The organism is Variovorax sp. DAIF25 (genome assembly GCF_050711835.1).
Lineage (GTDB): Bacteria > Pseudomonadota > Gammaproteobacteria > Burkholderiales > Burkholderiaceae_C > Variovorax.
On record NZ_CP136637.1, the window covers coordinates 2,158,314 to 2,181,429 of the forward strand.

The 23,116-nt window shown below is 68.0% G+C and carries 22 protein-coding genes; 5 read left to right on the forward strand and 17 right to left on the reverse strand.

Translation table 11 applies throughout. The annotated features are described in order from the left end of the window. Positions 1-8: 8 nt before the first annotated feature. The 5 genes from R0232_RS44460 to R0232_RS44480 all read right to left on the reverse strand — a co-directional run bounded on the left by R0232_RS44460 (position 9) and on the right by R0232_RS44480 (position 5,340). The gene (locus R0232_RS44460; RefSeq protein WP_431513590.1) at positions 9-947 is read right to left on the reverse strand and encodes an NAD(P)-dependent oxidoreductase; all 939 of its coding nucleotides are present in this window, start codon (positions 945-947) and stop codon (positions 9-11) included. Positions 948-1,144: 197 nt separating this feature from the next. Next, the gene (locus R0232_RS44465; protein ID WP_208510465.1) at positions 1,145-2,101 is read right to left on the reverse strand and encodes a helix-turn-helix domain-containing protein; all 957 of its coding nucleotides are present in this window, start codon (positions 2,099-2,101) and stop codon (positions 1,145-1,147) included. Between the two features lie 139 nt (positions 2,102-2,240). Further along, a complete protein-coding gene (locus R0232_RS44470; RefSeq protein WP_431513591.1) occupies positions 2,241-3,740 on the reverse strand; it encodes a diguanylate cyclase in 1,500 nt (499 codons plus the stop codon). A 613-nt stretch (positions 3,741-4,353) separates the two neighbouring features. Then, complete coding sequence (locus tag R0232_RS44475) at positions 4,354-5,016, reverse strand: Crp/Fnr family transcriptional regulator (protein WP_431513592.1); 663 nt, start codon at positions 5,014-5,016, stop codon at positions 4,354-4,356. Positions 5,017-5,040: 24 nt separating this feature from the next. After that, the gene (locus R0232_RS44480) at positions 5,041-5,340 is read right to left on the reverse strand and encodes a hypothetical protein (protein ID WP_431513593.1); all 300 of its coding nucleotides are present in this window, start codon (positions 5,338-5,340) and stop codon (positions 5,041-5,043) included. A gap of 556 nt (positions 5,341-5,896) precedes the next feature. Between R0232_RS44480 and R0232_RS44485 the strand changes: the two genes are divergently transcribed. Beyond that, positions 5,897-7,177, forward strand: coding sequence for a hypothetical protein (locus tag R0232_RS44485; RefSeq protein ID WP_431513594.1), 1,281 nt, complete (start codon positions 5,897-5,899; stop codon positions 7,175-7,177). 96 nt (positions 7,178-7,273) lie between these two features. On the opposite strand, the gene R0232_RS44490 is transcribed toward R0232_RS44485, so the two are convergent. The 5 genes from R0232_RS44490 to R0232_RS44510 all read right to left on the reverse strand — a co-directional run bounded on the left by R0232_RS44490 (position 7,274) and on the right by R0232_RS44510 (position 11,056). Then, on the reverse strand, positions 7,274-7,885 hold the full coding sequence (locus R0232_RS44490) for an MFS transporter (protein WP_431513595.1): 612 nt from the start codon (positions 7,883-7,885) through the stop codon (positions 7,274-7,276). 9 nt (positions 7,886-7,894) lie between these two features. Further along, complete coding sequence (locus tag R0232_RS44495; protein WP_431513596.1) at positions 7,895-8,437, reverse strand: hypothetical protein; 543 nt, start codon at positions 8,435-8,437, stop codon at positions 7,895-7,897. Between the two features lie 48 nt (positions 8,438-8,485). Further along, positions 8,486-9,283 carry a hypothetical protein gene (locus R0232_RS44500; RefSeq protein ID WP_431513597.1) on the reverse strand — a complete coding sequence of 266 codons (798 nt, stop codon included), beginning with the start codon at positions 9,281-9,283 and terminating at the stop codon, positions 8,486-8,488. 221 nt (positions 9,284-9,504) lie between these two features. Beyond that, positions 9,505-10,299, reverse strand: a complete 795-nt coding sequence (locus tag R0232_RS44505) for a crotonase/enoyl-CoA hydratase family protein (RefSeq protein ID WP_431513598.1) — start codon at positions 10,297-10,299, stop codon at positions 9,505-9,507. Further along, a complete protein-coding gene (locus tag R0232_RS44510; protein ID WP_431513599.1) occupies positions 10,292-11,056 on the reverse strand; it encodes an IclR family transcriptional regulator in 765 nt (254 codons plus the stop codon). Before R0232_RS44510 ends, R0232_RS44505 begins: the two co-directional genes overlap by 8 nt. 123 nt (positions 11,057-11,179) lie before the next feature. On the opposite strand from R0232_RS44510, the gene R0232_RS44515 reads away from it, so the two are divergent. From R0232_RS44515 to R0232_RS44530, 4 genes are read left to right on the forward strand one after another with little or no spacing between them, the layout of a single operon-like run. Then, positions 11,180-12,328, forward strand: coding sequence for an acyl-CoA dehydrogenase family protein (locus tag R0232_RS44515; RefSeq protein WP_431513600.1), 1,149 nt, complete (start codon positions 11,180-11,182; stop codon positions 12,326-12,328). Then, the gene (locus R0232_RS44520) at positions 12,325-13,404 is read left to right on the forward strand and encodes an acyl-CoA dehydrogenase family protein (RefSeq protein WP_431513601.1); all 1,080 of its coding nucleotides are present in this window, start codon (positions 12,325-12,327) and stop codon (positions 13,402-13,404) included. The genes R0232_RS44515 and R0232_RS44520 overlap by 4 nt, the downstream gene beginning before the upstream one ends. Further along, positions 13,401-14,678 (forward strand): CaiB/BaiF CoA transferase family protein, encoded by a 1,278-nt coding sequence (locus R0232_RS44525; protein ID WP_431513602.1) that lies wholly within the window; start codon positions 13,401-13,403, stop codon positions 14,676-14,678. Before R0232_RS44520 ends, R0232_RS44525 begins: the two co-directional genes overlap by 4 nt. Before the next feature lie 43 nt (positions 14,679-14,721). After that, positions 14,722-15,732: a Bug family tripartite tricarboxylate transporter substrate binding protein gene (locus R0232_RS44530; protein ID WP_208509813.1), complete on the forward strand. Its 1,011-nt coding sequence runs from the start codon at positions 14,722-14,724 to the stop codon at positions 15,730-15,732. A 149-nt stretch (positions 15,733-15,881) separates the two neighbouring features. On the opposite strand, the gene R0232_RS44535 is transcribed toward R0232_RS44530, so the two are convergent. From R0232_RS44535 to R0232_RS44565, 7 genes are all read right to left on the reverse strand, one after another. Further along, a complete protein-coding gene (locus tag R0232_RS44535) occupies positions 15,882-16,175 on the reverse strand; it encodes a YciI family protein (RefSeq protein WP_431513603.1) in 294 nt (97 codons plus the stop codon). Between the two features lie 13 nt (positions 16,176-16,188). Beyond that, a complete protein-coding gene (locus tag R0232_RS44540) occupies positions 16,189-17,157 on the reverse strand; it encodes a tripartite tricarboxylate transporter substrate binding protein (RefSeq protein ID WP_431513604.1) in 969 nt (322 codons plus the stop codon). 39 nt (positions 17,158-17,196) lie between these two features. After that, positions 17,197-18,102, reverse strand: a complete 906-nt coding sequence (locus tag R0232_RS44545; protein ID WP_431513605.1) for an SMP-30/gluconolactonase/LRE family protein — start codon at positions 18,100-18,102, stop codon at positions 17,197-17,199. Positions 18,103-18,272: 170 nt separating this feature from the next. Beyond that, entirely contained in the window at positions 18,273-18,986 is a 714-nt protein-coding gene (locus R0232_RS44550; RefSeq protein WP_431513606.1) for a hypothetical protein, read from the reverse strand. Between the two features lie 68 nt (positions 18,987-19,054). Continuing rightward, positions 19,055-19,666 (reverse strand): GyrI-like domain-containing protein, encoded by a 612-nt coding sequence (locus R0232_RS44555; RefSeq protein ID WP_431513607.1) that lies wholly within the window; start codon positions 19,664-19,666, stop codon positions 19,055-19,057. Positions 19,667-19,699: 33 nt separating this feature from the next. Next, a complete protein-coding gene (locus R0232_RS44560; protein WP_431513608.1) occupies positions 19,700-20,488 on the reverse strand; it encodes a helix-turn-helix domain-containing protein in 789 nt (262 codons plus the stop codon). A 17-nt stretch (positions 20,489-20,505) separates the two neighbouring features. After that, positions 20,506-23,052, reverse strand: coding sequence for a penicillin acylase family protein (locus R0232_RS44565; protein WP_431513609.1), 2,547 nt, complete (start codon positions 23,050-23,052; stop codon positions 20,506-20,508). Between the last annotated feature and the right edge of the window lie 64 nt (positions 23,053-23,116).

The following is a 23,116-nucleotide window of genomic DNA, read 5'->3' on the forward strand; positions in this document are numbered from 1 at the left end:
GCGCCACCTCAGGCCTGGCGCGGCGTGGCACCGGGCTCGATCACCGTGCCGGACTGCTGCTCGACCCAGCGGCCCAGTTCGCTCACGCTGGCACCGGGCCCGGCGAAGCGCGAAGCCGCCATCCACAGCTGCTGGCCCAGCGCCGAGATCGGCGCCGAGGTCTCGGTCTCGCGCGCCAGCGCGTTGGCGATGCCGATGTCCTTGAGCATCAGCTCGAGCTTGAAGGGATCGTCGAAAGTGCGGCTCAGGATGCGCTTCTCGATGTGGGTCTTGCTGATCCACGACATGCCGGTGGAGACGTTGAGCACGCGCACCATCTCGGCCGGGTCGAGGCCGTAGCGCTTGCCCATCGTCAAGCCCTCGCAGGTGGCACTGAAGGTCATGGCCGTGATCAGGTTGTTGATGCACTTCATGGCATGGCCGCTGCCCACCTCGCCCAGGTGAAACACCGAGGTCCCCATGCGGTCGAGCAAGGGCCGCACGCGCTCGAGGTCCTCGGTCGCGCCGCCGGCCATGAAGACCAGCGCGGCCTCCTGCGCCCCCCATTGCGCGCCCGACACCGGGGCGTCGACCATCGCGATGCCGGCCGCGGCCAGTTGCTTCGCGGTCTGCTGGGTCAGCCAGGGTTGCGAGGAAGAGGTATCGAGCAACAGCGTGCCGGGCCGCCAGCCGGCCAGCAGGCCGTTCTCGCCGAGCGCCACCGCCTGCACGACTTCTCCGTTGGGCAACATCGTGATCACGATGTCGCTGCGGGCCGCAACCTCCCCGGGCGTCGCCACCGCGACCGCCTCGCCGCCGAGCGTGCGTGCCAGTTCCCGCGCGGCTTCCAGGTTCGCATCGTTGAGCGTCAGCCGATGCCCGGCATGCGCCAGGTGCGTCGCCATCGGCGACCCCATCACGCCCAGGCCGATGAAGCCCACATTCAAACTCTCGCCAGCTGTTTCCATAAGGTCCTCGAGATCAGCTTCGCGGAGTCGGATGCTGGCGATGCGCCAGTCATGCCCGAGCTCCGTCGATGATGGATCGAGGTTATGAAAAGGAAGCCGAACGGGCTTGCACCTTGATGCGGCGCCTTGGCTGACCGTGCACAAGCGCCCGGGTATTTACCCTGAGGCCGACGAGCGCCGGCCGAAGTGAACGCGCGTCAGTGGCCGGCGATCTGCTGGTTGCGCCAGCGGCTCGGGCTTTGGCCGAACTTCTCGCTGAACACGCGCGAGAAATGCGCCGCGTCCGAGAAGCCGAGTTCGAAGGCAACCTGCGTGATGGTCGTGCGCTCGGACTGCTCGACCAGCCGCTGCGCCGCCACGGCCAGGCGCCGGTTCATGATGTAGCTGCTGGGCGTCTGGCCGAGGGCGTTGAAGGCCGCGTACAGGCTGCGGCGCGACATGCCGCATTCGCGTGCCACCAGTTCGGGGCTCAGTTCGGGCTCGGTGAGCCGGCCCTCGATGAAGGCCTGCACCTTCTGCAGCCGCTGGGAGATGGCACCGTCCTGCTTCGGCGAACTGCCGTGGATCTGCGCCACCGCGGTGCCGATCAACGCACTGATCGAGTCCTGCATCACGATGGCGCCCTGCTGCTCGAGTTCGACGAAGCCGGACAGCATGCCCGAAAGGGCCGAGCGTGCGATCTCGGCGGTTCCGCGTGTCGGCAGTACCTTCCCGGTGACGAACTCGATGCCCGGGTTCCAGCGTCCCATCTCGGAGACGGGCACCAGCAGCACCATGAAGCGCGATCCGTTCGAGGTTTCGACCGAGTAGGGGCGAGAGGTGTCGTAGATCGTCCATTGGCCGGGATCGATCGTCACCGAATGACCGTTGTGTTCGATCAGGTTGCGGCCCTGGATCTGCCAGATCACCTTGAAGTAGCGGTCCTGGTCTTCCGACGCCAGGGCGCGCGTGCGCATGACACGGTGCGCGCTGCTGTGGATGTCCGCCACCACGCAGCGGTGGAAGCGCGCGATGCAGGCCTGCCCCGAAAAGTGCTCGGAAGGCTGGAGATTCTGGGCCTGCAGCGTGAGGATCTTCGACGACATCGTCTCGCCCCAGCGGCTGAAGACGTTGGTGCTCAGCGGCTCGGGTTCGAAGGCTCGTTCGGTTGGCACGGTCCGCATCAAGGCAAGCGAATCCGGCACGGTCTGAGGCAGGGTCATTCGGGGCTCCATTTACCTCGCTCGGCGTGGCTGCCGAGGTGTGTCTGTCGTCTCTTCGGTAAAAAGCTTAACAGGGCTGCCCTCGAGTCACTCAACCCATCGCCTTGTCGCGCCCACTTTCCTTGGCCTTGTAGAGCGAGCGATCTGCCGCTTCGATGAGTTGCAGCTTCCAGTTTGGGGAGTTCATGCCATTCAATGTGGCCGCGCCGGCACTGGCGGTGACGCGCCCATGGGGGCTGGCGCTGTGCGGGATGTTCAGAGAGCGGATGCGGTCGAGCAATGCGTTGGCCAGCTCGCATGCCCCTTTCAGTTCGGTATGGGGCAAGATGATCGCAAGCTCCTCGCCCCCGTATCGAGCGACCAGATCGCCCGGGCGGTGAACGTTGTAGGCCAATGTGTCGGAGACGATCTTCAGGCATTGATCCCCGGCCACGTGGCCATAGGTGTCGTTGAAGCGTTTGAAATAGTCGAGATCGAAGAGCAGCAGCGACAAAGGCGTGTTCTCGCGTTCTGCCCGTCGCGCTTCCAGCTCCAGCGCCTGCTCGAAAACCCGACGGTTGGCCAGGCCGGTGAGCGAATCCTGTGACGCCAGCACCTCCAGGCGGTGATTGGCCTGCAATAGTTCTTCCCGCGCCGCTACCAGCGAGGATTCCGCGCTGACGCGACCGTTGATGTTGACGATCAGCCGCAACCCCGCCGTCGTCACGGCGGCCAGCAATGCGACCACGACGCACAATGTCAGCAACGACTGGTGTCGCCAGGCAGAGAGCATTTCATCCCTGCCGAGGGCCACGGTCGTCACGATCGGATAGTGGTCGCCCTTTCGAAAGGCGTAGAGGCGATGGGTCCCGTCCAACTGGGAGCGAAAAGACGCGGTCCCCCTGGTAGCAATCTCGCTGTAGTAACGCCGAAAGTTGGGCGATCCGGACAGGTTGCGGCCAATGTCTTCGACCCGCGAAGGGTAACGCAGCAGCAACTGTCCATCGGTTGTGGTGAGACTGATGGCACCGCTTTTCCCAATATCGATGGCGCCGAATGGTTGCAGGAAGTCACCGATATCCAGCGTTGCAACAACGACGCCGGCAAAGTTTCCGTCGCTGTCCTGCAGGCGACGACTGACGGTGAGCTCCCATTCGCTGCCCGGGCGACTGCGAGCCGCCGAGCTGATGAAGATGTCATGGGTGGCGTTGTCTCGATGGTGAACGAAGTAGGCGTTCTTGCTGCTGTCGGTCAGTCTCGGATCCTCTGAATGGGTCGGCATCAGGCGATGGCCTCGAGCGTCGACGATGAAAACACTGTCGAGTTGATCGAGCAGTCCTTCCCGGTGGCTGACGAGCGACTGCATGCGCTGCAGATTCCTGGGCGCGCGACCTTCGGACTCCAGGTTCTCGACCACACTCAACAACATGGCGCTTTGAGAAAAGATGCCTTCGGCGTAAGTGCTCAATGCCTGTGCCAGATTGAGGCTGTTGGTATTGATTTCATTCAGGGTGCGCTGGCGCGTTGCCCAGATCTGCCAAATGGTGGCGCACGACACTGACACTACGACGGTCAATAGCAGAAGCTTGGCCAGGCGAAGATCTCGCTTCATTTTTTTAATTGCTGAACTTCCCCAGTTGGCCAGTCATGCGTGAGCCAGAAGCGCTCATCGCTTGCTCAAGTCTCGCAGCTGAAGCGCAATGTGCTGAGAAATACCGCTGCGATCATGGCCGCCGCTCGCTCATCGGCGACGATGCTCTTCAAGCACATGGGAGGCTCGTCTTCATGGCGAAGATCGCGCAGTTCCAGCGAATAGCGTAGAACGAGATCTCTGTCCGTTCTGAAAGATCGCCCCTTCTTCAGCAGCCAGGAGTCGACCTCCTCCCTGGGTGCCAGGCGAAACAAAGCACTCGCCGGATGAGAGGAGCGACGGAATTCGCTCAGTTGAAAGGGGAGGCTGAACCGACAAAGTATCGTGCCATGACCCGCTAAGGCGTGCGGCTGCCAATCGTCCCGACGCCCATCTGTCAATTCGGGTGGCGGGTCTTGCTCTCCAGGGCTGCTCATACGGTACGAAAGTCAGCTGGTTTTGCTTATGTGAGCAAAAAAGCAATGTGTAGAAGAACGTACTATAGATAAGGATCCGCTCCGAAATCGGCTCTGCCCCTTTTTTGCATCGAGGATGTGTGGCATGGCACAAAGGCGCATCAATAATGTGATCGGAATCACAGCTTTGGTGGCCCGATTTCTTCGCGCAGCGAAGATGGTGTTCCAGCTTTCGCATCCATCTGCAGATGAACGGCATGTCGATCTTTTCGCAACAAGCCTCGAACCTGCAGATCGCGCATCGCTCGGTTGACGACTTCGCGTGAAAGTGCCGTGTACGACGCGATGACTCCTTGTGAAATGCGCTTGTCATAGCCACCATTTCTGCCAGGTGCCAAAAGCGTGAGTTCATGCATGGCACAGGCGATTCGAGCCTCCGATGTATTCGAAGAAATTTGCTGCAAATGCTTTCTGAGGTTTGCAACGCGCTCGATGGTGAGTCTGAGAAGCTCCAACGCGACTTGGGGATACTCCCTGCAGATCGTCCAGATGTCGTCCGCCGGGACGAAGTAGACGGAAGTCGGCAGAGCGGCCACGAGAACGTATGTCGGTTCGGTTGCTTCGAGATGGAGGTACAGATCACCTTCGCGAACGAAGTCTGTCGTGACGTCTTCGTCTACGACCACCCGAAGCAGGCCTGAGGCAACCAGACATACTTTCTTGATTCGCTCATCTGTCGCACATACCTTCTCATTGCGCCGGTAGGTCTTCAACTCACTGCGGCTTACGAGGTACTCGCGCTCGGTGGTGGGAAGGTGTTTGAACAGGCTGTGTAGATACATGGGTGCAAGCGGAATCGAGCTGAGTCACAGGTTCATCGGCCCGACATGGGCTTCAGGGCTGGAAGACGGATGCGGCGGAATGGCGCGGCCGTAGGAATTGCGCGCGAATTGCCGATTCTTTTTTGAATCTTTCTTCGAAGGACGCTTGCGCGATGCCGGGTCGTCGAGCATTGGCGCGATGGTTCGTGAACCGAGCTCGGTCGGCGTCGTGTAGCGCGCCGCTCGAATGGCAAGCGCGTTGTGCATTCCGGGCGAATGTGCCGAGGTGAAGGCCGTCAGGAAGAGATCGACGACGCCCTCGATGTCGGGTGCGAAGAAGTCCAACCAGTGACGATCGTGCCGACCTTGGGCGCCGCATCGAGCCCCGACGGAAGCGAAGCCGACTGGGCCAAGGCCGTGCCGCCTGCGAGCAAGAAGGCGGCGGCGATGAAGAGGGTGCGGACTGCCATGGGATGCTCGTTGCGGGGTGGATGTTCCAGGGGCATCTCACGCAACGTGCCAACGTCGAGATCTTTTGAGATCAACGACTTACGGAAACTTCCGCGCCCGCATGCGGATGATTCGGGGACAGCGTGCGTCCGCTTTCCGGACACCTCCATTGCGCGACGCAGGAAGTGCACGGTCAGCGGGATGATGCTGGCCAGCCGCTGATTGCCGGGATGTGCAACCTTTGAAGCTTCGAGCTTCTGTCTTGAATCGCCGGTACTTCGCCCAAGTCGTTGCAACACAGGGATCAATAGCCTGATTGCCACCTGACGGTTCGCGACTGAAAAGAAAAGAACCGCGTTGAAGAGAAATTCTCTTCAATGCTGTCAGCGTCAATTTCTCGGTGCCCGTTAGGTTCTTCCCGTGCCGCGATGCACGCAAATCGAGAAGAACAATGAGCAATAAATCTTCATTCTCCATTGTCAAGATTTCGGCAATGACCTTGGCACTCCTGGCCGCGGGCTGCGTCGTGCAGCCACCGCTGGTGTCCCGTGCGACGGTTCAACCCGTGCCGGTCGCATCCGTTGCTCCGCGTGTCGTCAGCGTGTATGTCGATCCGCCGCTGTATCAGCCCCCGCCGATTGCGGTGGCATGGGCGCCGCCGCCCATGTTGGTGGAGAGACCGCCGTCGCCTCCCTTCGCGGGTGCGGTCTGGACTGGTGGCTATTGGACATGGCAGGGCAACTGGATATGGGCCGCGGGACGTTGGGCCACGCCGCCCGAACCAGGCTATACCTGGGTACAGCCTTACTACGAGCATCGCGATGGATTGGTGGTCTTCATCACCGGCCATTGGTCGGCGCCGGGCGTCGCGTTCATTCCTCCGCCGCCGGGCCTTGGCCTGGTGGTTTCTGCCGCAGCAGCAGGCGTGGTGGCCGGGCTCGCGCCCATTGGACCGCAGGGCGTATTCGTTCCCGCACCGCCCGGCTCGCGACTCGGCTTGATCGTGCCGGCACCCGTGGGAACTCCACCCGCGGTGGTCGTCAGCGCGCCGCCGGTGACCAACGTCGGCATGCGCGTGCAGAACACGACCATCTACAACGTGACGAACAAGACGACGAACGTCACCAATGTCACGAACATCAACGACACGCGCACGGTCACGGTGGTGGCGCCCGCCGGCGCAATGGCCAGCGGCCGCCCCTTCGAAGCCGGAGTTCCGGCAAGCGCCCATCTGGCCGCTGCGCTGCCTCCCGTCGTGCATGCGATAGCCCCCGTCCCGGACAGCGCGAAGCCGGTCGCGGCGCTCGTGCCTGGGCATCAGCCCGCCGCCTCCCGGCCTGTCGAGCCCGCGCGGCAGACAATCACGGCCCTACCGCAGGGCCCCACGGCGCCCGCCCAGTTGCATCCTCCGGTGGCGTCCCCTCCTATTGCGGCCAAGGTGGCTGAGCCCGCCGTGCCGGCCGTAGCCTCCGCACGGCCGACGCCTGAGGCGCCACGAAGGGCGGGACCTGTGATAAGCGGACAGCAGCGTCCGCAACCCGTTGCCCCCGCATTGATCGAGAGAGAACGCCAGGTCAACGCGGCACGCCGATCGGATGAGAAACAGGTCTCGCGCGTGGATGAGTCGATGCCAAGAGAGCGCCCAGCGCTGTCTCCGCACGTCCAAGCGCAGCACCCACCGATTTCGTCCCAGCATGGCGAACCACTGCGCAAGGAAGAGCACAGGGAGTAAGACTGCGGTGCGGCGCTCAGCTTGTGGCGATGCGCCGTGGATCGACGGCGCCGGCGCAAACCAAGAGTCTTCTTCGAACGAATCACGCCGCCGTATCTAAGTGCCGCGCATCGTCATGCTTGGGCTTGCTTTGCTGTCCCGCTGCGCCAGCCAAAACAACGGCAGCGCCAGGATCGCTGCTGCGGAGAGCACCACGAATGCGGTGCCAAAGCGCAACTGCGACCCGACCACCCAATTCGCCACGCTTGGACTGAATGCGGCGCCGACGCCCTGCAGCGTCATGACAAAACCCAGCGCCGTGTTGAAGCACCCGGTCTGTCGCTTGAATCCCGAGGCGTGAGACAGGCCCAGAGTCAGCGCCGCCATGGCAGCGCCCATCATCGCGCCGGCGATGCCGGTGATGATCTGAGACGCAATCAGGAGCGCAACCGAGAAGGTGCCGAATGCCATCGCACTGGCGGCCGTCACCGCAATGGCGGCAACGGCCATCATCGCGCGTTTGGCCTGGCTGCTATCGACCCAGACGCCCGCGAGCGGGGTCATGACCACAGCTGCAAGGCCGCCGGCTGTCATCGTGGCACCGATGACCTCTTGCTGTACATGGCTCCCTTGCAGGTATGTTGCGAGAAACGGGCCCAGGCCATCGCGCGCATCTGCCATGAAGAAAGCCAGGCAAGTCAATGCCAAAAGGGATGACTGTCGGGCCATGGCGCACGCTCAAAGCGATTCGCCGTTCACGCGGTGCGCTTCGATCACCCACCCACTGTCCGTGACGAGCGGATGCGCCGTGCCTTCGGCCTGTACCTGATCTCCGATCTTCAGTTGCAGGCGCTCCATTCCTTGCGGACGGAGGTGGACGAAGTCGCCGCTGTCCAGGACGACGCCATTGGCGGCGCCATGCCTGGCAAAGTTCAAGCGCACGACCTTCCCACGCGCCTGCGTTTCTCGTGCGGCCGTTCTGGTCGCGCGACCGTCGACGGCGGCTATTCGCTCGAAGCGGTAGACCACGTGTTCGCCGTCGCCCTTCGGCGAAGGTTTGGTTTCGTGGCCTTCGACGACCAGCGCCTGGTCGCGACGAAGGCTCAGCAACTGGGCGACGCCCGCGGCGTCGTGGGGATCGACCGCAAACTGCGTGACGATGCCCTCCGTGTCGATCAGCAATCCTTCTATGCCGCCTTTGGGGCTGTAGAGCAGATGCTGGAAGCGACCCTCAACGGACCAGATGTCGTTGTGTTCGGGGGGATGATGGTGACGTGGCATTTGGAGGTCCTCGGAGGTTGTGTGTCGAGAAATGTTCTGGCAGCTTCTTCAGGAGGCCGGTCGCACCATCGGGCGTGGCAGGTTCGGCACGCGCTGCTGCCGTTCGCCAGGGGGACGCGGAGCATCTCGAAGCTCGGGCAGAACACCAGGGCCGGCGACCACTTCGGCGACCGTGTCCGCCGTCGGGCCCAGGCCGGTGGCCTCGAGCACCGTGCCCTGCGCGCCGCGCGTGCCCCAGCCGCGCGCATGGAGTTCGGCGCCCGGCCGCAGCTGGTCGCGGTACATCGCGCCCACGTGCGGCGGGAAGCGCACGATGGTCTGGTCGGCCAGCAGCACGCCGCGCACGTCGCCGCGGTCGGTGTAGAGCAGGCGCTCGATGCGGCCCTGCGCGCTCAGCGCGTCGAGCGCGCCCGGTTCGCGCGGTGGCCGCGGCGGTGCCATGCCGGGTGCGGGCGGGGTGTCGACCAGGCTGCGGCCGTTGGCTTCGAGCGAGCGCATGCGCAGCACCGGCACGCCGGGCGCGCGCCAGCCGCCGACCTGCACCGTGTCGCCGGGCTGCAGCAGCTGCATCGCGTCGCCGGGCTGCAGCAGCTGCATCGCGTCGGCCGACAGGTGCGGCGGGAACGCGACCTGGGTGCCGTCGGCCAGCAGCAGGCCGTCGGCCTCGCCGCCGGGGTTGAGCAGGAAGCGCTGCACGCGACCGGTGACGATCGTGCCGGCCTCGGGCGCGGCGGCCGCGGCGCCCGGGGGCTGCGGAGCACCGGGCGGCGGAGGGGGCAATTGGGCGAAGGCCGTGCCGCCCGCGAGCAGGAGGGCGGCGGCGATGAAGGGGGTGCGGACTGTCATGGGAGGCTCCTTGCGGGTGGATGTCCCAAAGACATCTCACGCAACGTGCCAACACCGGAACCCTTTGAAATCAACGGCTTGCGAGCGCCGCCGCGGCGGCATCCGGATGATCCGGGGACAGCGGGCGTCCGCTTTCCGGACACCGCGTCGCGGCAAACAAGAATCCCGCCCCGAAGCGACGCGAGCAAGACCTGCCGGTCTGACCCCAGGGCCGGGCAGGCTCAGTGGCCTTCGTAGCGCGGCGAGCGCTTCTCGGCGATGGCCGCCATCGCCTCGCGGTGGTCGCTCGTGTGCTGCGCCAGCGCCTGCATGGACGAGGCCATCTCCAGCGACGCCGCGAGGTCCATGCGCTGCGAATCGCGGATCAGGCGCTTGGACAGCCGCAGCGCATGCCGCGGCTGCGACGCGATCCGCCGTGCCAGTTCCATCGCTTCCGCGAGCAAGCGCTCGTCGTCGACCACGCGCGAGACCAGCCCGGTCGCCAGCGCCTGCGCGGCATCGACGAAGTCACCGGTGAAGGTCATCTCGTAGGCCTTCGACAGCCCGACCGCGCGCGGCAGGAACCACGCGCCGCCGTCGCCCGACACCAGGCCCACACGCAGGAAGCTCTCGGCGAAGCGCGCGCTGGTGCCGGCCAGGCGGATGTCGCACATCGCCGCCAGGTCGCAGCCGACGCCGACCGCCGCGCCGTTGACGGCCGCGATCAACGGTGCCTCCAGGTTGTAGAGCGCCGCCGGAAGGCGCTGCACGCCGTGGCCGTAGCCCAGGCGGATGTCGGCCGGCGCGGGCAGTCCGGCCGTGCGCTCGCCGATCTTCTTGACGTTGCCGCCGGAACAGAAGGCCTTGCCCGCGCCGGTGAGGATCACGCAGCCCACGCCGAGGTCGGCGTTGATGCGGTCCACGTACGCGATCAGCGCATCGATGATGGCCGGCGAGAGCGCATTGCGGGTCTCGGGATCGTTCAGGGTCAGCGTGACGACACCGCCGTCCTGCTCGTAGCTCACTGCTTCAGTCATGGGGTTCCTCTGTGAAAGTCATGAACCGGCCCACCGCCTCGCGCAGCACCTGCGCGTAGTGCTGTTCCCGATCGACCAGCAGCTGGCTCAGCGTGGCGATGCCGATGGCGAGCGGCCGCCCGCCTTCGACCGTGGGCAGGCGCATGGCGATGACGCCGGAGTAGGGCGTGACCTGGTGCATCGACAGCGCATAGCCGCGGGCACGGTCTTCGGCGAGACGGGCGAACACCGCGTCGGCGTCGATGGGGAAGGGTGGTTCCTTGAGCGCGTTGTGCTTGCGGATCAGGCGCCGGATGGTGGCGTCGTCCATTGCCGTGAGCAGCATGCGGCCGGTGCCGGAGTTGAGCATCGGCCGGCGCGAGCCGATGTGCAGGTGCATGCGCACCACGTTGGTCCCCTGCAGCACGCGCATGTACTGCGCATGCAGCCCGTTCTGCGCCGCCAGCACGATCGTCTCGCCCGTGGACTCGTTGAGCGAGCGCAGCAGCTGCATCAGCTCGCCGTGCAGGAACGGCGTGACCTCGAGCCAGTCGCCCAGCAGCGCGACCCGCATCGACGGCATGTAGGTGCGCGTGCCCGCGTCGTAGTGCAGGTAGCCGAGCGTGACCAGGCTGCGCATCAGCACCGAGGTGCTCGAGTGCGGCCATTCGTGCCGGTCGGCGACCTCGGCCACGCTGGCCTCGCGCTTGATCTCATCGAAGAACTCCAGCAGCGACAGCACGCGCGCCGCGGACTTGACGAGCCCTTGTTCGTTCATGGAAGCCTCCACTTCTCAAAACACATCCATGTGATCTTAAGACAGTATTCGGTTTTCAGTGGACGATCTCGGAGCCCGCGACGCAGAATCGCCGCATGACCACCGAGACCCACCACCCCCGACATGCACGAATTCCGGTTTGAGCGCGTCGAACTGCCCGCATCGGTCGAAGCCCTGCGGCAGGACGTGCGCGATTTCGTCGCCGAGCAGCGCGCCGCCGGCGCGCTGCCGATGCGGCACAACTCCTGGCACCGCTACGACGCGGCCTTCAGCCGCCAGTGCGGCATTCGCGGCTACATCGGCATGACCTGGCCGCGGCAGTACGGCGGCCACGAGAAGACCCGGCTCGAGCGCTTCGTCGTCACCGAGGAACTGCTGGCCGCGGGCGCCCCGCTCGGCGCGCACTGGGTGGCCGACCGCCAGAGCGGCTACCAGATCCTGACGCACGGCACCGAGGCCGCGCGCCAGGCGATCCTGCCGCGCATCGCCGCCGGCGAGTGCTTCATCGGCATCGGCATGAGCGAGCCCGACACCGGCTCCGACCTGGCCGCCGTGAAGACACGCGCGGTCCAGGTCGAAGGCGGCTGGCGCGTCAACGGCACCAAGGTCTGGACCAGCAACGCGCACCGCGCCCATTACCTGATCGCACTGGTGCGCACCGCGGCGCCGACCGAGGATCGCCACTCCGGGCTCAGCCAGCTCATCGTCGACCTGTCGCAGCCGGGCGTCACCGTGCGCCCGATCGTCAACCTCTACGGTGGGCACGACTTCAACGAGGTCGTGTTCGAGGACCATTTCGTGCCCGACGACATGGTGCTCGGCCGGATCGGCGGGGGCTGGAAGACGGTCGGCGGCGAACTGGTCCACGAGCGCGCCGGTCCGGACCGCTTCATGAGCACCTACCAACTGCTGCTCGAATCGATGCGCGTGCTCGGCCCCGAGCTCGACGATCGCGCCGCCGGCGCGCTCGGCCGCGTCGTCGCGCACCTGGCCACCGTGCGTCGCATGTCCACCTCCATCGCCGGCATGCTCGAAGCCGGCCGCGAGCCCGCCGTCGAGGCCGCGCTGGTGAAGGACATCGGCACCACGCTCGAACGCGAGATCCCCGAGGTGTTCCGCGACCTGATCCCGGTCGAACCTTCGATGGGCGAGGGCGGCCGCTACGGCGAGCTGCTCGGCATGTCGACCCTGCGTTCGCCGGGATTCACCTTGCGCGGCGGCACGCGCGAAATCATGCGCGGCGTCATCGCGCGCGGACTGGGGCTGCGATGAGCACGATCGAACAGGATCTCGTCACCACCATCGACCGCATCGCGGCCGACCATTGCGACCGCGCTGCGCGCGAGCAGGCCGAAAAAGGGCAATGGCCCGCGCCGCTGTGGCAGGCGCTCGCCGACGTCGGCCTGACCGCCGCGACGGTTCCCGAGGCGCACGGCGGCCCCGGCCTGGAATTCGACGATGCGATGGCCGCGCTGCGTCGCAGTGCCTATCACGCGCTGCCGGTTCCGCTGGCCGAGACCTTCGCGGCTGCGCGCCTGCTGGTGGCTGCCGGCCTGATCGTGCCATCGGGCGCGCTCACGGTCGCGCAAGGCGGCGAGTCCGAACCGTTGCAACTCGTCGAGCGCGATGGCGTGCTGCGCCTGACCGGCATCGCCCGTCGCGTGCCATGGGGCGGGCAGTGCGCGGCGACCGTCGTCGTGGCGCGGCTGGACGGCCGCGAGATGCTCGCCGTCGTCGACGGTGCCGCGGGTTTCGTCGCCTCCGAGCGCAATCTCGCCGGCGAGCCGCGCGCGATGCTCGAATTCGACCGCGCCGCGGTGCTGGCCGCCGCGCCGCTCGAGCGCGCCTCGGCACGGCTCGCGGAAGAGGGCGCGTTGATGCGCAGCGTGCAGATGACGGGCGCGCTGTCGCGCTCGCTCGAGCACGCCATCCAGTATGCGAACGAGCGCGTCGCCTTCGGCCGCCCGATCGCCAAGTTCCAGGCCGTGCAGCAGATGCTGGCCGTGATGGCCGGGCATGCCGCCGCGGCCAGTGCCGCGGCCGACTTCGCCGTCGAGCGCTCGGCCGAGGAAACGAACCGGCTCGCGGTCAGCGTCGCCAAGTCGCGCGTCGGCGAAGCGGCCGGGCGCGGCGCGGAGATCGCGCACCAGGTGCACGGCGCGATGGGCTTCACGCACGAACACAACCTGCACTGGTCGACGCGGCGTCTCTGGGCGTGGCGCGACGAGTTCGGCGGCGACGCCTTCTGGCAGATGCAGCTCGGCCGCGCGGCCGCCGTGGTCGGTGCCGATGCGCTCTGGACCTTCCTCGCCACCATGTCGGCCCCGAGCCTGGAGGTTGCCGCATGACCACGACCGCAAACGCCAGGCCCGGCGCGCTCCACGGCGTGCGCGTCGTGGACCTCACCTCGGTGGTGCTCGGGCCGCTGGCCACGCAGATCCTCGGCGACTACGGCGCCGACGTCGTCAAGGTCGAGGGCATGGAGGGCGACCATTCGCGCGCGCGCGGCGTCACTGTGCATCGCGGCATGGCCTCGATCTACCTGGCGATCAACCGCAACAAGCGCTCGATCGCGGTCGACCTGAAGACGCCCGAGGGGCGCGCGGTGCTCGAGCGGCTGATCGCGGGCGCCGACGTGGTGGTCCACAACATGCGCGTGCGCGCGATCGAGAAGCTCGGCTTCGGCTACGACAGCGTCAAGGCGCTGAACCCGCGCGTCGTCTATTGCGCGGCGACCGGCTTCGACCAGGACGGCCCCGACCGCGACAAGCCGGCCTTCGACGACATCATCCAGGCGGCCTGCGGCCTGGTCGCGCTGAACGAGGCCGGCCAGGGCCGGGCGGGCTATGCGCCCACGCTGGTGGCCGACAAGACCGCCGGCATGGCCGTGGTGAACGCCGTGCTCGCCGCGCTGTTCCATCGCGAGCGCACCGGCGAAGGCCAGTACGTGGAGGTGCCGATGTTCGAGACGCTCGTCTCGTTCATGCTCACCGAGCACCTGGCCGGCAAGACCTTCGTCGGCAGCGATCGCGGCGGCGGCTACCAGCGGCTGCTGACCGGCGGGCGCAAGCCCGCGCCGACGCTCGACGGCGAGATCGCCATCCTGCCGTACACCGCGCGGCACTGGACGGCCTTCTTCACGGCCGCCGGGCGGCCCGACCTCGTCGTCGAGTACGCGGTGAACGACCGGCAGGCGCGCAGCGACAACATCCCGGCCATGTACCGCTCGATGGCCGAGATCACGGCGGTTCGAACCACGGCCGAGCTGATGCGCATGTGCGAGGAACTCGACATCCCGGCGACCACCATCTACACGATCGACGGCCTGCTGGAGCACCCGCAGCTCGAGGCGGTCGGGCTGTTCGAGACGGCCGAGCATTCCTGCGAAGGCACGCTGCGCTACGTCCGGCCCGCGACCAAGTTCGCGGCGACGCCCGCCTCGGTGCGCTCGCAGGCACCCGTGCTGGGCCAGCATTCGTCCGAGCTGCTGCACGAACTCGGCTTCGACGCCGCGGCCATCGACGACCTGCGCCGGCGCGGCATCGTCATCCAGGGCGATCCGCGCGTGTCCGATTCGCTGTCGTTGCCGGGCGTGACAGCCGCCGCCGAAGGCCCGGGCTGAACCCGGCGCTCGAGGCGAATCCACCCACAAGGAGACAGACACCATGACTTGCCGAGACCCCGGGCCTTCGTACCGTCCCAGCCGACGCGCGCTGCTGCGCACAGCCTTGCTCGCGGGCGCCGCCGGGGCACTGCCCGATTTCGCGAGCGCGCAGGGCGACTACCCGAACCACGCGATCACGATGGTGGTGCCGTTCCCGCCCGGCGGGCCGACCGACGTCGTCGCGCGCCTGCTGTGCGAGCGCCTCGGGCGGGCGCTGAAGCAGGCGGTCATCATCGAGAACCGCCCCGGCGCGAACGCCAACATCGGCACGGGCGCCGTCGCCAAGGCGCCGGCCGACGGCTACACCGTCCTGTACAACACCTCGTCGATCGTGATGAGCCCCGCGCTGTACCGCAGCCTGCCCTATGACCTGAACCGCGATTTCGCCCCGGTCGCGTTGACGGCGACGGTGCCGCTCGCGCTGGTCGTCAACAACGACCTGCCGGTGCGCAACGTCAAGGAGTTCGTCGCCTACGCGAAGGCCCATCCGGGCAAGCTCTCCTACGGCTCTGCCGGCTCCGGCAGTCCCACGCATCTCGCCGCGCTGCAGTTCGCCCAGGCCGCGGGCATCGAGGCGACGCACGTGCCCTACAAGGGAACCGCGCCCGCCGACATCGACCTCGCGGCGGGACAGCTGCAGTTCATGACCGACACGATCAACACGATCGCGTCCTTCGTGAAGGGCAAGCGGGTGCGCATGCTGGCGCTCATGACGCCCCAGCGCGTGTCCCTGTATCCCGATGTTCCGACGCTCGCCGAATCGGGCTTCCCCGGTTTCGAGGCACAGGCCTGGCAGGGCATGCTCGTGCCGGCCGGCACGCCAGCCGCAGTCGTCGAGAAGCTCAACGCGGAGATCAATCGGGTGCTCAAGAGCAAGGACGTGCTGGATGCGCTGGCCCTGCAGGGCGCGGGGCCGCTGGGTGGCACGCCGCAGGAGTACGCGGCCTATCTGAAGAAGGAGCTCGGGCGCTGGACGACGGTGATCAAGGGGGCGGGCGTGACGATGGACTGAGATGTGGCGAGGGCCACTTGAAGCGTGGCCCTGGTCGATATCGGTCTGCGCGGCTTCGCCTGCCGGTCGATGATCGCCAGGCTCGCCTCAGGCAGCCCCGCCATGTGCCGGCAGCGCCATCGCGACGCACACGGCCGCGGCGGGACCGTTCACTTCGTGCGTCGCCGGTCGAAGAAGGCCTGCCGCCAGGGCATGACGCGCACCGAGGCGAACAGGCCACCCTGTGCGAAGGGGTCGTCGCCGATGAAGCGTTCCGCGTCCGCGCGGTCCTCGGCGTCCACGATGATCAGCGCGCCGATCGCGCGGCCGTGCTCGTCGAGCACCGCGCCGCCGGCCAGCATGCGCTGCTGCCGCTCGCTCAGGTAGTCGAGGTGCGCCGGCTTGAGTGCTTCGCGCAGCGCCTGTGCGTCGGGCTGGTCGAGCGCGAGGATGACGTAGGGCATGCGGCGCTCCGGTTCAGCTCGGCGTGATGCCGGCCTTGGCGATGATCTCGCCCCAGGTCTTCATCTCGCGCGCGATGAAGGCCTGGAACTCCGCCGGCGTGCTGCCCACCGGCTCGGCGCCGTTGACCGTCAGCGCCTCGCGCGTGGCGCGGGTCTGCAGGGCCTTGCGCACCTCGGCGCTCAGGCGTTCCACGATGGCCGCGTCGGTGCCCGCGGGCGCGAGCACGCCGGTCCAGGCACTGACGTCGAAGGGCTTGCCCGTGGCCTCGGCGACGGTGCGCACCTCGGGCAGCGAGGGCGAGCGCCGCGCGGTCGACGCGGCCAGCGCGCGCAGCTTGCCCGACTTCACGAGCGGCGCGGCCGCGACCACGTTCGCGAACATCAGGTCGACGTGGCCGCCCATCAGGTCGGCCAGCGCGGGGCCGGTGCCCTTGTAGGGCACGTGCGTCATCGTCACGCCCGATTGCAGCGCCAGCAGTTCCATCGAGAGGTGGTCGGCCGTGCCGCTGCCGGTGGAGGCGAAGGACAGGCGCTTGGAGCGTGCCGCCGCGAGCGCATCGTCGAAGGACTGGATCGACGAGGTGGACGAGGCCACCATGATGAACGGCGACTGCACCGCGAGGCCGATCGGCGCGAAGGCCTTCGCGGTGTCGAAGGGCATGCTCTTCATCATCCACGGGTTGGTGGCATGCGGCACGCTCGCGACCAGCAGCGTGTAGCCGTCGGGCGCCGCCTTGGCCACCAGCTCCGAGCCGATCAAGGTGCTGGCACCGGGCTTGTTGTCGACGAAGAAGGACTGGCCCATCGACTCCGACAGTCCCATCGCGATCGCGCGCGCCACCACGTCGGTGCCGCCGCCCGCGGTGAATGGGACGACCACGCGCACCTGCCGGCTCGGATAGGGTGTCGCGGCGCGCGCCGGCGGCAGGGCGGCGGCGGCGCAGGCGCCGGCCAGGGTGACGATGAATTCGCGGCGGATCATGGGAGTCTCCAGGGATGTTCTGGTGCGCGTGCCTCGGGGCTACGCGTTGAAATGCAGCCGCAGGCCCGGCGCGGGCCAGGGCAGCGAGACGAGCTGTCCGGTGCCCGACAGCGTGACGTAGGCGGTCTGCATGTCCGGCCCGCCGAAGCAGAGGTTGGTGACGTAGCTGTCGGGAAAGACCAGCTGCCGCAGCAGCGCGCCATCGGGCGCGATGACCGAGACCGCGCCGGTGATCAGCGTGGCGACGCAGATGTTGCCGCCGGCCTCGAGCGCGAGGCTGTCGAAGCGCTGGAAGCCCGGCAACCCGCAGACGATGCGCCCGCCATGCGGCGAGGGAAAGGGATGCTTGCGCACCACGCCGGGCTCGACGATGTCGAAGGCCCACAGCCGCGCCGTCTCGGTCTCGGCCACGTAGAGCACGCGCGCGTCGGGCGAGAGGCCGATGCCGTTCGCCGACAGCAGCGGATAGGCCACCTCGACGATGCGCGAGCCGTCGGGCAGCGCGTAGTAGACGCCGCCGTAGTCGCGCAGCCGCGCATGCTTCTTGCCGAAGTCGGTGAAGTAGAAGCCGCCGTGCGCGTCGAACACGAGGTCGTTGGGCGACGACAGCCGATGGCCATCGCAGTGCGTGTAGAGCAGCGTGTGCTCTCCCGTGCGCAGGTCGAAGCGGCGGATGCTGCCGCCTTCGTAGTCGGCCGCGGGCCCGGTCGAGGTGAAGCGGCCCGGCACATAGGCGCTGCCGCCGTTGTCGCAGACATAGAGCGCGCCATCGGGCCCGATCGCCGCGCCGTTCGGACCACCGCCGCAGTCGGCGACCACGTGGCGCTCGCCATCGGGCGAGATCCGCACGACGTGGCCCGCGCGCATCTCGACCAGCAGCACCGAGCCGTCGCCCAGCGCCACCGGTCCTTCAGGAAATTGCAGACCCTCGGCCAGAATCCTCATGCGTTCCTTCTTGCCGCTGTCGATGCCATGGGGCTCGAAAGGGGCTTGTCTCTCAATGATTCGAGCGCTGAAGATACGTGAGGGGCCGTGGCGGCTCAATCACAATTAACTCATGCGAGAAATGATCAAAAGTCATTGCTCGCGAACGCGGGCTCCTGGCCCGGCGTCGTTCAGGCGGCGCGGACCCAGTGGCCGGACGCAGGATCGGGCGTCGCCGCTTCGCCATCCACCAACACCTGCTCCTCCGCCAGCCGCGATGCCGTCGACGGATCGACATCGAAGCGGATCCCCAGCGCGCGGACCAGCGCCTCGTCGTCGATCGGCAGCTCCCAGGTCAGGAACACCTGCAGGGTGTCGCGTTCCGCGCCGAAGTCCGCCGCATCGAAGCCCTTGCCGTCGCGCCGGATGACGGCATGCGGCTGGCAGGTGTCGAACAGCATCACCGTGCCGCGCGCGAGCGGGAGGCGCACGCCGGCCGAGGGAAAGTGCACGTCGAGGCCGAGGTCCTCGCCGAGGAAGAGATTGCAGAAGGCCGCGCCGCCGTACTGCGCGCCGTCGTGGTGGTAGCGCGCGCCACGGCAGGCCATCAGTGCCACGTCGGCATCGCCCGGCAGGCCGGGCAATCCCTGCGTGCGCGCCCAGTCGGCCACCGCCTGCACGCACTGGCCGTACGCGGGCCAGCGCGTTCTCGCGCGTGCCAGCGACAGCGGCTCGACGTCGCCGGGCTCGAGCATCAGCTGCGTGCTCGCGTCGCGCCGCCAGTCGGCCACCAGGCGCGCCGGCGGCTCGGGAATCTCCAGCCTCGACGCGAGCACGACCGGGCTCACGCTGCGGCTGCGCAAGGCATCGCCGCGCCAGAAGTACGAGGTCAGACGCTCAGGCATGGCGAGGCGGGAAAGGGACGGAAGCCATCGGCAGGCAGTGTAGGGGCCGCGTGTCGCGCGACGACGCGTCAACCCATCGGCTGCCGGATGATCGTTCGCCATCGGCTCGGATCGGCTCGCCGCACATCGCTCAGATAGATCTCGTGGTGCTTGCCGCGCAGCCCCGCGCGGGCTTCGATGAAGGCGTGCACGCGCTCGATCGTCGGGCCTTCCTGCGAGAACGGACCGACGTGCAGCACCTGGGCGCACAGGCCCTCGGCGAAGGTCTCGAGCCGGAGCTTGTCGAGCGCGGGCAGCGCCTTCTTCCGTCGCACCGCCTCGATGGCCGACAGCACCAGGTCGCGCGCCACCACCTCGGGCTGCATGATCATCATCGTCCAGCGCCATTGAGAGCGGTCGTTGGCCACGAAGGCCGAGAGGTCGTCGGCCCACCACAGGCCCTCGAGCGGCATCACCGCATAGTCGACGGCGCGCGCGCCCTGCTTCCTGTGCATGAACTTGGCGGCATAGGAGACGGAGAACAGCGCCTCCACCGCCTGCGCGTAGGCCTTCGAGCCGTTGGGATCGCCTGCGCCGTCGATCATCAGGAAGTCGAAGGCGGGCACGTCGACCTGCGTGACTTCCCTGGCCGAGGGGCGGTAGAGCGCGCCGAGCGTTTTCTTGGGGTCTATCTTTTCCATGGATGATCGTTGCGCTTGGCGTGTGTTCGGCCCTCAGACCGCGATGAAGCGGAAGCTCGCGGGCAGCGTCTCCGAAGGCTTCATCGCGAACATGCGGCGCGCCATGTTGGCCAGGTGCGCGGCATCGGCAAAGCCGCCGGCCTGCGCCGCGTCGGTGATGCTGGGCTTGCGCGCCGCCTCGGCGACATAGCGCAGCGCCGCATGCAGCTTGAGCCAGGCGCCGAACTGGCTCATGCGCAGGTCGAAGGCGTCGACGAACAAATGGCGCAGGCGGTCGGGCGACAGCGCGAGCGCCTCGGCATGCGCGGTCGCGCGCAAGGCCGCCGTGGCGGGATCGCGCAGGCGCAGCGCGAGCGCGACGGCGCGCGGGTCGATCGGTGCCGATGGCGGCTGGTCGGTTGCCAGGTCCTGTTCGAGACGCGCCACGGTGGCGGCGAGCGCGGCCGCGTCCCCGCCGCCGGTCTTCAACGCATCGAAGGCCTCGACCAGTGCCGCGATGCCCGGCGCCTGCAGCAGGTGGTCGAGCCGCCGCACGCGCTGGTCCTCGCACGTGCCCGGCGCGAGCTTCTTCAGCAGCTGCGCGAGCGGCGTGGTCGGCACCGGCCACAGCGTGATCAGTCCGCGGCCGGTGCCGGTGCTGCTCACGTGGGCCGCATGCACCATCACGCGGCCTTCGTGCACCCGCGGTCCCTCGCGCACGCGCCACGGTCCGAGCGGACCGATCAGCAGCGAGCCCGTGGTGTTCATGGCCGGGTCGTAGGCCTCGCTGTCGGCGGCGAACAGGAACCAGTCGGCCGCGACCCAGAGCGCGCCTTGCGGCATGGCCGGTCGCGCGGCGTTCACGGGTGGTAGCGAAGCTGTGTCGGCGCCGCATCGAGGGCGCGCACTTCGCTGTCCTTCAGCGGCACGGACTTGAAGTCGAGCCGGCGGTGGCGTTCCACCTGGTCGGCCAGGTGCGGGCTGGGCTTGCCGGCGAGGTCGATGAAGCGGCTCTGGCCGCCCGTGGGCACGAGGCTCTGCAAGGGCGGCTTGGCGGCGTCGATCTGCATGAGGGCGTTCCAGTCTTCGTTGCCATTGTGCGGGATGCCCGCCGGCATCAGGCCCAGCGCGACGGCGGCGCTGCCCATCAGGCTCATCGGCCCGCGGCCGATCGCGGGCGCGTCGGGCCCGGCCCCATCGAAGGCGCGCTGGTCGAAGTAGCGCCAGTAGCCGCGCTGCTTCCAGGCGGTCATGTCGCTGCCGCCGAAGCGCGCCGCGAGCGCGGCCAGCGTGGCGTCGAGCGTGCGGCGGATCACGGCGTTCCTCGGCTCGCCGTTGAAGTAGTCGTAGGCCAGCGGCCGGCCGGCGGCCTCGCCCTGCAGCGCGCGCAGCAGCAGGCTGGTGCGGTACTGCACGTAGACCGGCGCATCGAGCTTCTCGGCCCAGTCGCCGATGTCGTCCTCGAAGATCGCCTTCAGCGCGAGCGCGCGCCAGGTGTCGAACAGCACGAGGCCCGGGTCGTCGTAGCGGCCGTCGCCGTCGCGGTCCTGGTAGCGGCCGTTCCAGCCCAGCATGCGCTCGACCGCCTCGCGCCGCGCGGGGTCGGTGTCGTCCGCGACCGCCGCGCGCAGGTACGGCGCGAAGAAGGCCGGCGTGGTGGCCGACAGGTCGATGCCGCCGAAGCCCTCGGCCAGCGCGCGGTTGAAGTCCTTCATGTCGTCCGGCGTGAGGCCCGTGCGCGTGCCCACCAGGTCGCGCGCGAGCCAGGTGCGGAAGTGCTTGCCGTAGCGTGCGGTGTCGCCGTGGCTGCTGGCGGGCGTGGCCTTGTTGTTCCAGGCGAAGAAGTAGCCGGCCTCGGGGTTGGCGCCATTGGGCCATTGCTCGAAGGGCAGGAAGCCGTGCCACTCGGCGCTGCCGTCGCCCGGCGTCGGCAGGCGCGGATCGACGCCGGGCGCGCGCACCGGCTGCAGGCCCGTGTGCCAGAGCTCGATGTGGCCGTCCTCGCCGCCATAGGAGATGTTGTAGTTCTGCACCGTCTTGCGCACGCCGGCGCGGAACTGCGCGAGCGAGCGCGCGCGGCCCAGGTCGATGGTGGATTCCCACAGCCGCATCTCCTGCCCCCAGATCGCGTACTTGAGCGCATAGGCCTGCTGCCGCGTGGAGGCTTCCTCGATCACCGGCCCGTGCACCGAGCGCCGGACCTCGAGCACCACCGGCGCGGCGCCGCGCACCGCGATGCGTTCCTCGCGCCGCTCGAAGCGCCGCCAGCCGCCGTCGAACCAGTATTGCTCCGGGTCGGCGGGATTCAGACGCAGCGCCATGGTGTCGACCAGGTCCGACTCGCCGGTGGTGATCAGCCAGCCATGCTGCGGACCGCGGCCCATGACCGGCGGGCCGAAGCCGATCACCAGGCCCGCGGTGTCGAAGCCGCCGCCCGACAGGTGCATGTCGACGCCGTCGGCGGTCGACTGCAGCATCATGGCCTTGCCATCGGCCGAGCGGCCGGGGCCGATGGTCAGCGAACGGCTGGCACCGCGCGACAGGCCGATCGAGCGGTCGATGCGCTGGCGCGCCAGCGTGGCCTCGCGCCAGGCTTGGCCGATGGCGGCGGCACCGGGATCGATGGGCTGCTGCGGTGCGGGCTTGTGCATCGTGGCCGGTGCGCGCGAACGCGCCGCACCGTCGCCCGGCAGGATGGTGTCGGCATCGGGGTCGTCGAGCACCACGATGTCGTCGAAGATCCTGCGCGCCTCGGCCGTGCCGTGGCGCGCGCTCATCTCGCCGAGAAACGCCAGGTTGTTGAGTTCCTGCCCGCCCGCGCCGCCGTAGAAGCGCGCGGTGTAGATGTGGATGCGCGCGGCGTCCTCCTCGCTGAAGGGCTGCAGCGCGAGGCCGTGAAGCCGGTATTCGATCGGCAGGTACTTCTGCGGCGTCTGCAGTGCCTGCGCGACGTAGGCATTGATGCCCTGCACGGCCGCGCTGAACAGGCGCCGGTATTCGGCCGGCAGCGCATCGAGCATCGCGCGCACCTCGGCGTCGGTGTAGCCGGTGGTGCGGGCCTGCCGGTCGAGCGGCAGGACTTCCGCGCCCAGCACCTCGGCCAACGTGCCCTTGCCGAGCCGGCGCAGGAATTCGAGCTGGAACAGCCGGTCCTGCGCCGCCGCATAGCCGGCGCCGTAGAGCGTGGCCTCGGCCGTCTCGCCGCGCACGTGCGGCACGCCCAGGGCGTCGCGGTGGATGCTGACCTGCTGCCCGGCGGGCGTGTCGCCGCCGCCTGGAAGCGGCGCGAAGCCGATGCCCCCACCGCCGCCACCCCCGCCGCAGCCCGTGGCCAGCAGCATCGCCATCAGCGCGGTCGCCGCGCCGGTGCGGCCGCCGCGACGCGGCAGCCTTCGTTGTTCCACCATGCCATGTCTCCTCGTGTTCTTCGATGAACGACCGCGTTGCGCGGATCGCGCGGCGGATTATTCG

Coding starts and splice junctions, on each gene's coding strand:
- R0232_RS44525 (WP_431513602.1), top strand. CDS start 13,401: ATGACCACGACCGCAAACGCCAGGCCCGGCGCGCTCCACGGCGTGCGC.
- R0232_RS44530 (WP_208509813.1), top strand. CDS start 14,722: ATGACTTGCCGAGACCCCGGGCCTTCGTACCGTCCCAGCCGACGCGCG.
- R0232_RS44475 (WP_431513592.1), bottom strand. CDS start 5,016: ATGTATCTACACAGCCTGTTCAAACACCTTCCCACCACCGAGCGCGAG.
- R0232_RS44505 (WP_431513598.1), bottom strand. CDS start 10,299: ATGACTGAAGCAGTGAGCTACGAGCAGGACGGCGGTGTCGTCACGCTG.
- R0232_RS44500 (WP_431513597.1), bottom strand. CDS start 9,283: ATGACAGTCCGCACCCCCTTCATCGCCGCCGCCCTCCTGCTCGCGGGC.
- R0232_RS44545 (WP_431513605.1), bottom strand. CDS start 18,102: ATGAGGATTCTGGCCGAGGGTCTGCAATTTCCTGAAGGACCGGTGGCG.
- R0232_RS44495 (WP_431513596.1), bottom strand. CDS start 8,437: ATGCCACGTCACCATCATCCCCCCGAACACAACGACATCTGGTCCGTT.
- R0232_RS44540 (WP_431513604.1), bottom strand. CDS start 17,157: ATGATCCGCCGCGAATTCATCGTCACCCTGGCCGGCGCCTGCGCCGCC.
- R0232_RS44535 (WP_431513603.1), bottom strand. CDS start 16,175: ATGCCCTACGTCATCCTCGCGCTCGACCAGCCCGACGCACAGGCGCTG.
- R0232_RS44485 (WP_431513594.1), top strand. CDS start 5,897: ATGAGCAATAAATCTTCATTCTCCATTGTCAAGATTTCGGCAATGACC.
- R0232_RS44560 (WP_431513608.1), bottom strand. CDS start 20,488: ATGCCGCAAGGCGCGCTCTGGGTCGCGGCCGACTGGTTCCTGTTCGCC.
- R0232_RS44490 (WP_431513595.1), bottom strand. CDS start 7,885: ATGGCCCGACAGTCATCCCTTTTGGCATTGACTTGCCTGGCTTTCTTC.
- R0232_RS44460 (WP_431513590.1), bottom strand. CDS start 947: ATGGAAACAGCTGGCGAGAGTTTGAATGTGGGCTTCATCGGCCTGGGC.
- R0232_RS44555 (WP_431513607.1), bottom strand. CDS start 19,666: ATGGAAAAGATAGACCCCAAGAAAACGCTCGGCGCGCTCTACCGCCCC.
- R0232_RS44470 (WP_431513591.1), bottom strand. CDS start 3,740: ATGAAGCGAGATCTTCGCCTGGCCAAGCTTCTGCTATTGACCGTCGTA.
- R0232_RS44510 (WP_431513599.1), bottom strand. CDS start 11,056: ATGAACGAACAAGGGCTCGTCAAGTCCGCGGCGCGCGTGCTGTCGCTG.
- R0232_RS44550 (WP_431513606.1), bottom strand. CDS start 18,986: ATGCCTGAGCGTCTGACCTCGTACTTCTGGCGCGGCGATGCCTTGCGC.
- R0232_RS44520 (WP_431513601.1), top strand. CDS start 12,325: ATGAGCACGATCGAACAGGATCTCGTCACCACCATCGACCGCATCGCG.
- R0232_RS44515 (WP_431513600.1), top strand. CDS start 11,180: ATGCACGAATTCCGGTTTGAGCGCGTCGAACTGCCCGCATCGGTCGAA.
- R0232_RS44565 (WP_431513609.1), bottom strand. CDS start 23,052: ATGGTGGAACAACGAAGGCTGCCGCGTCGCGGCGGCCGCACCGGCGCG.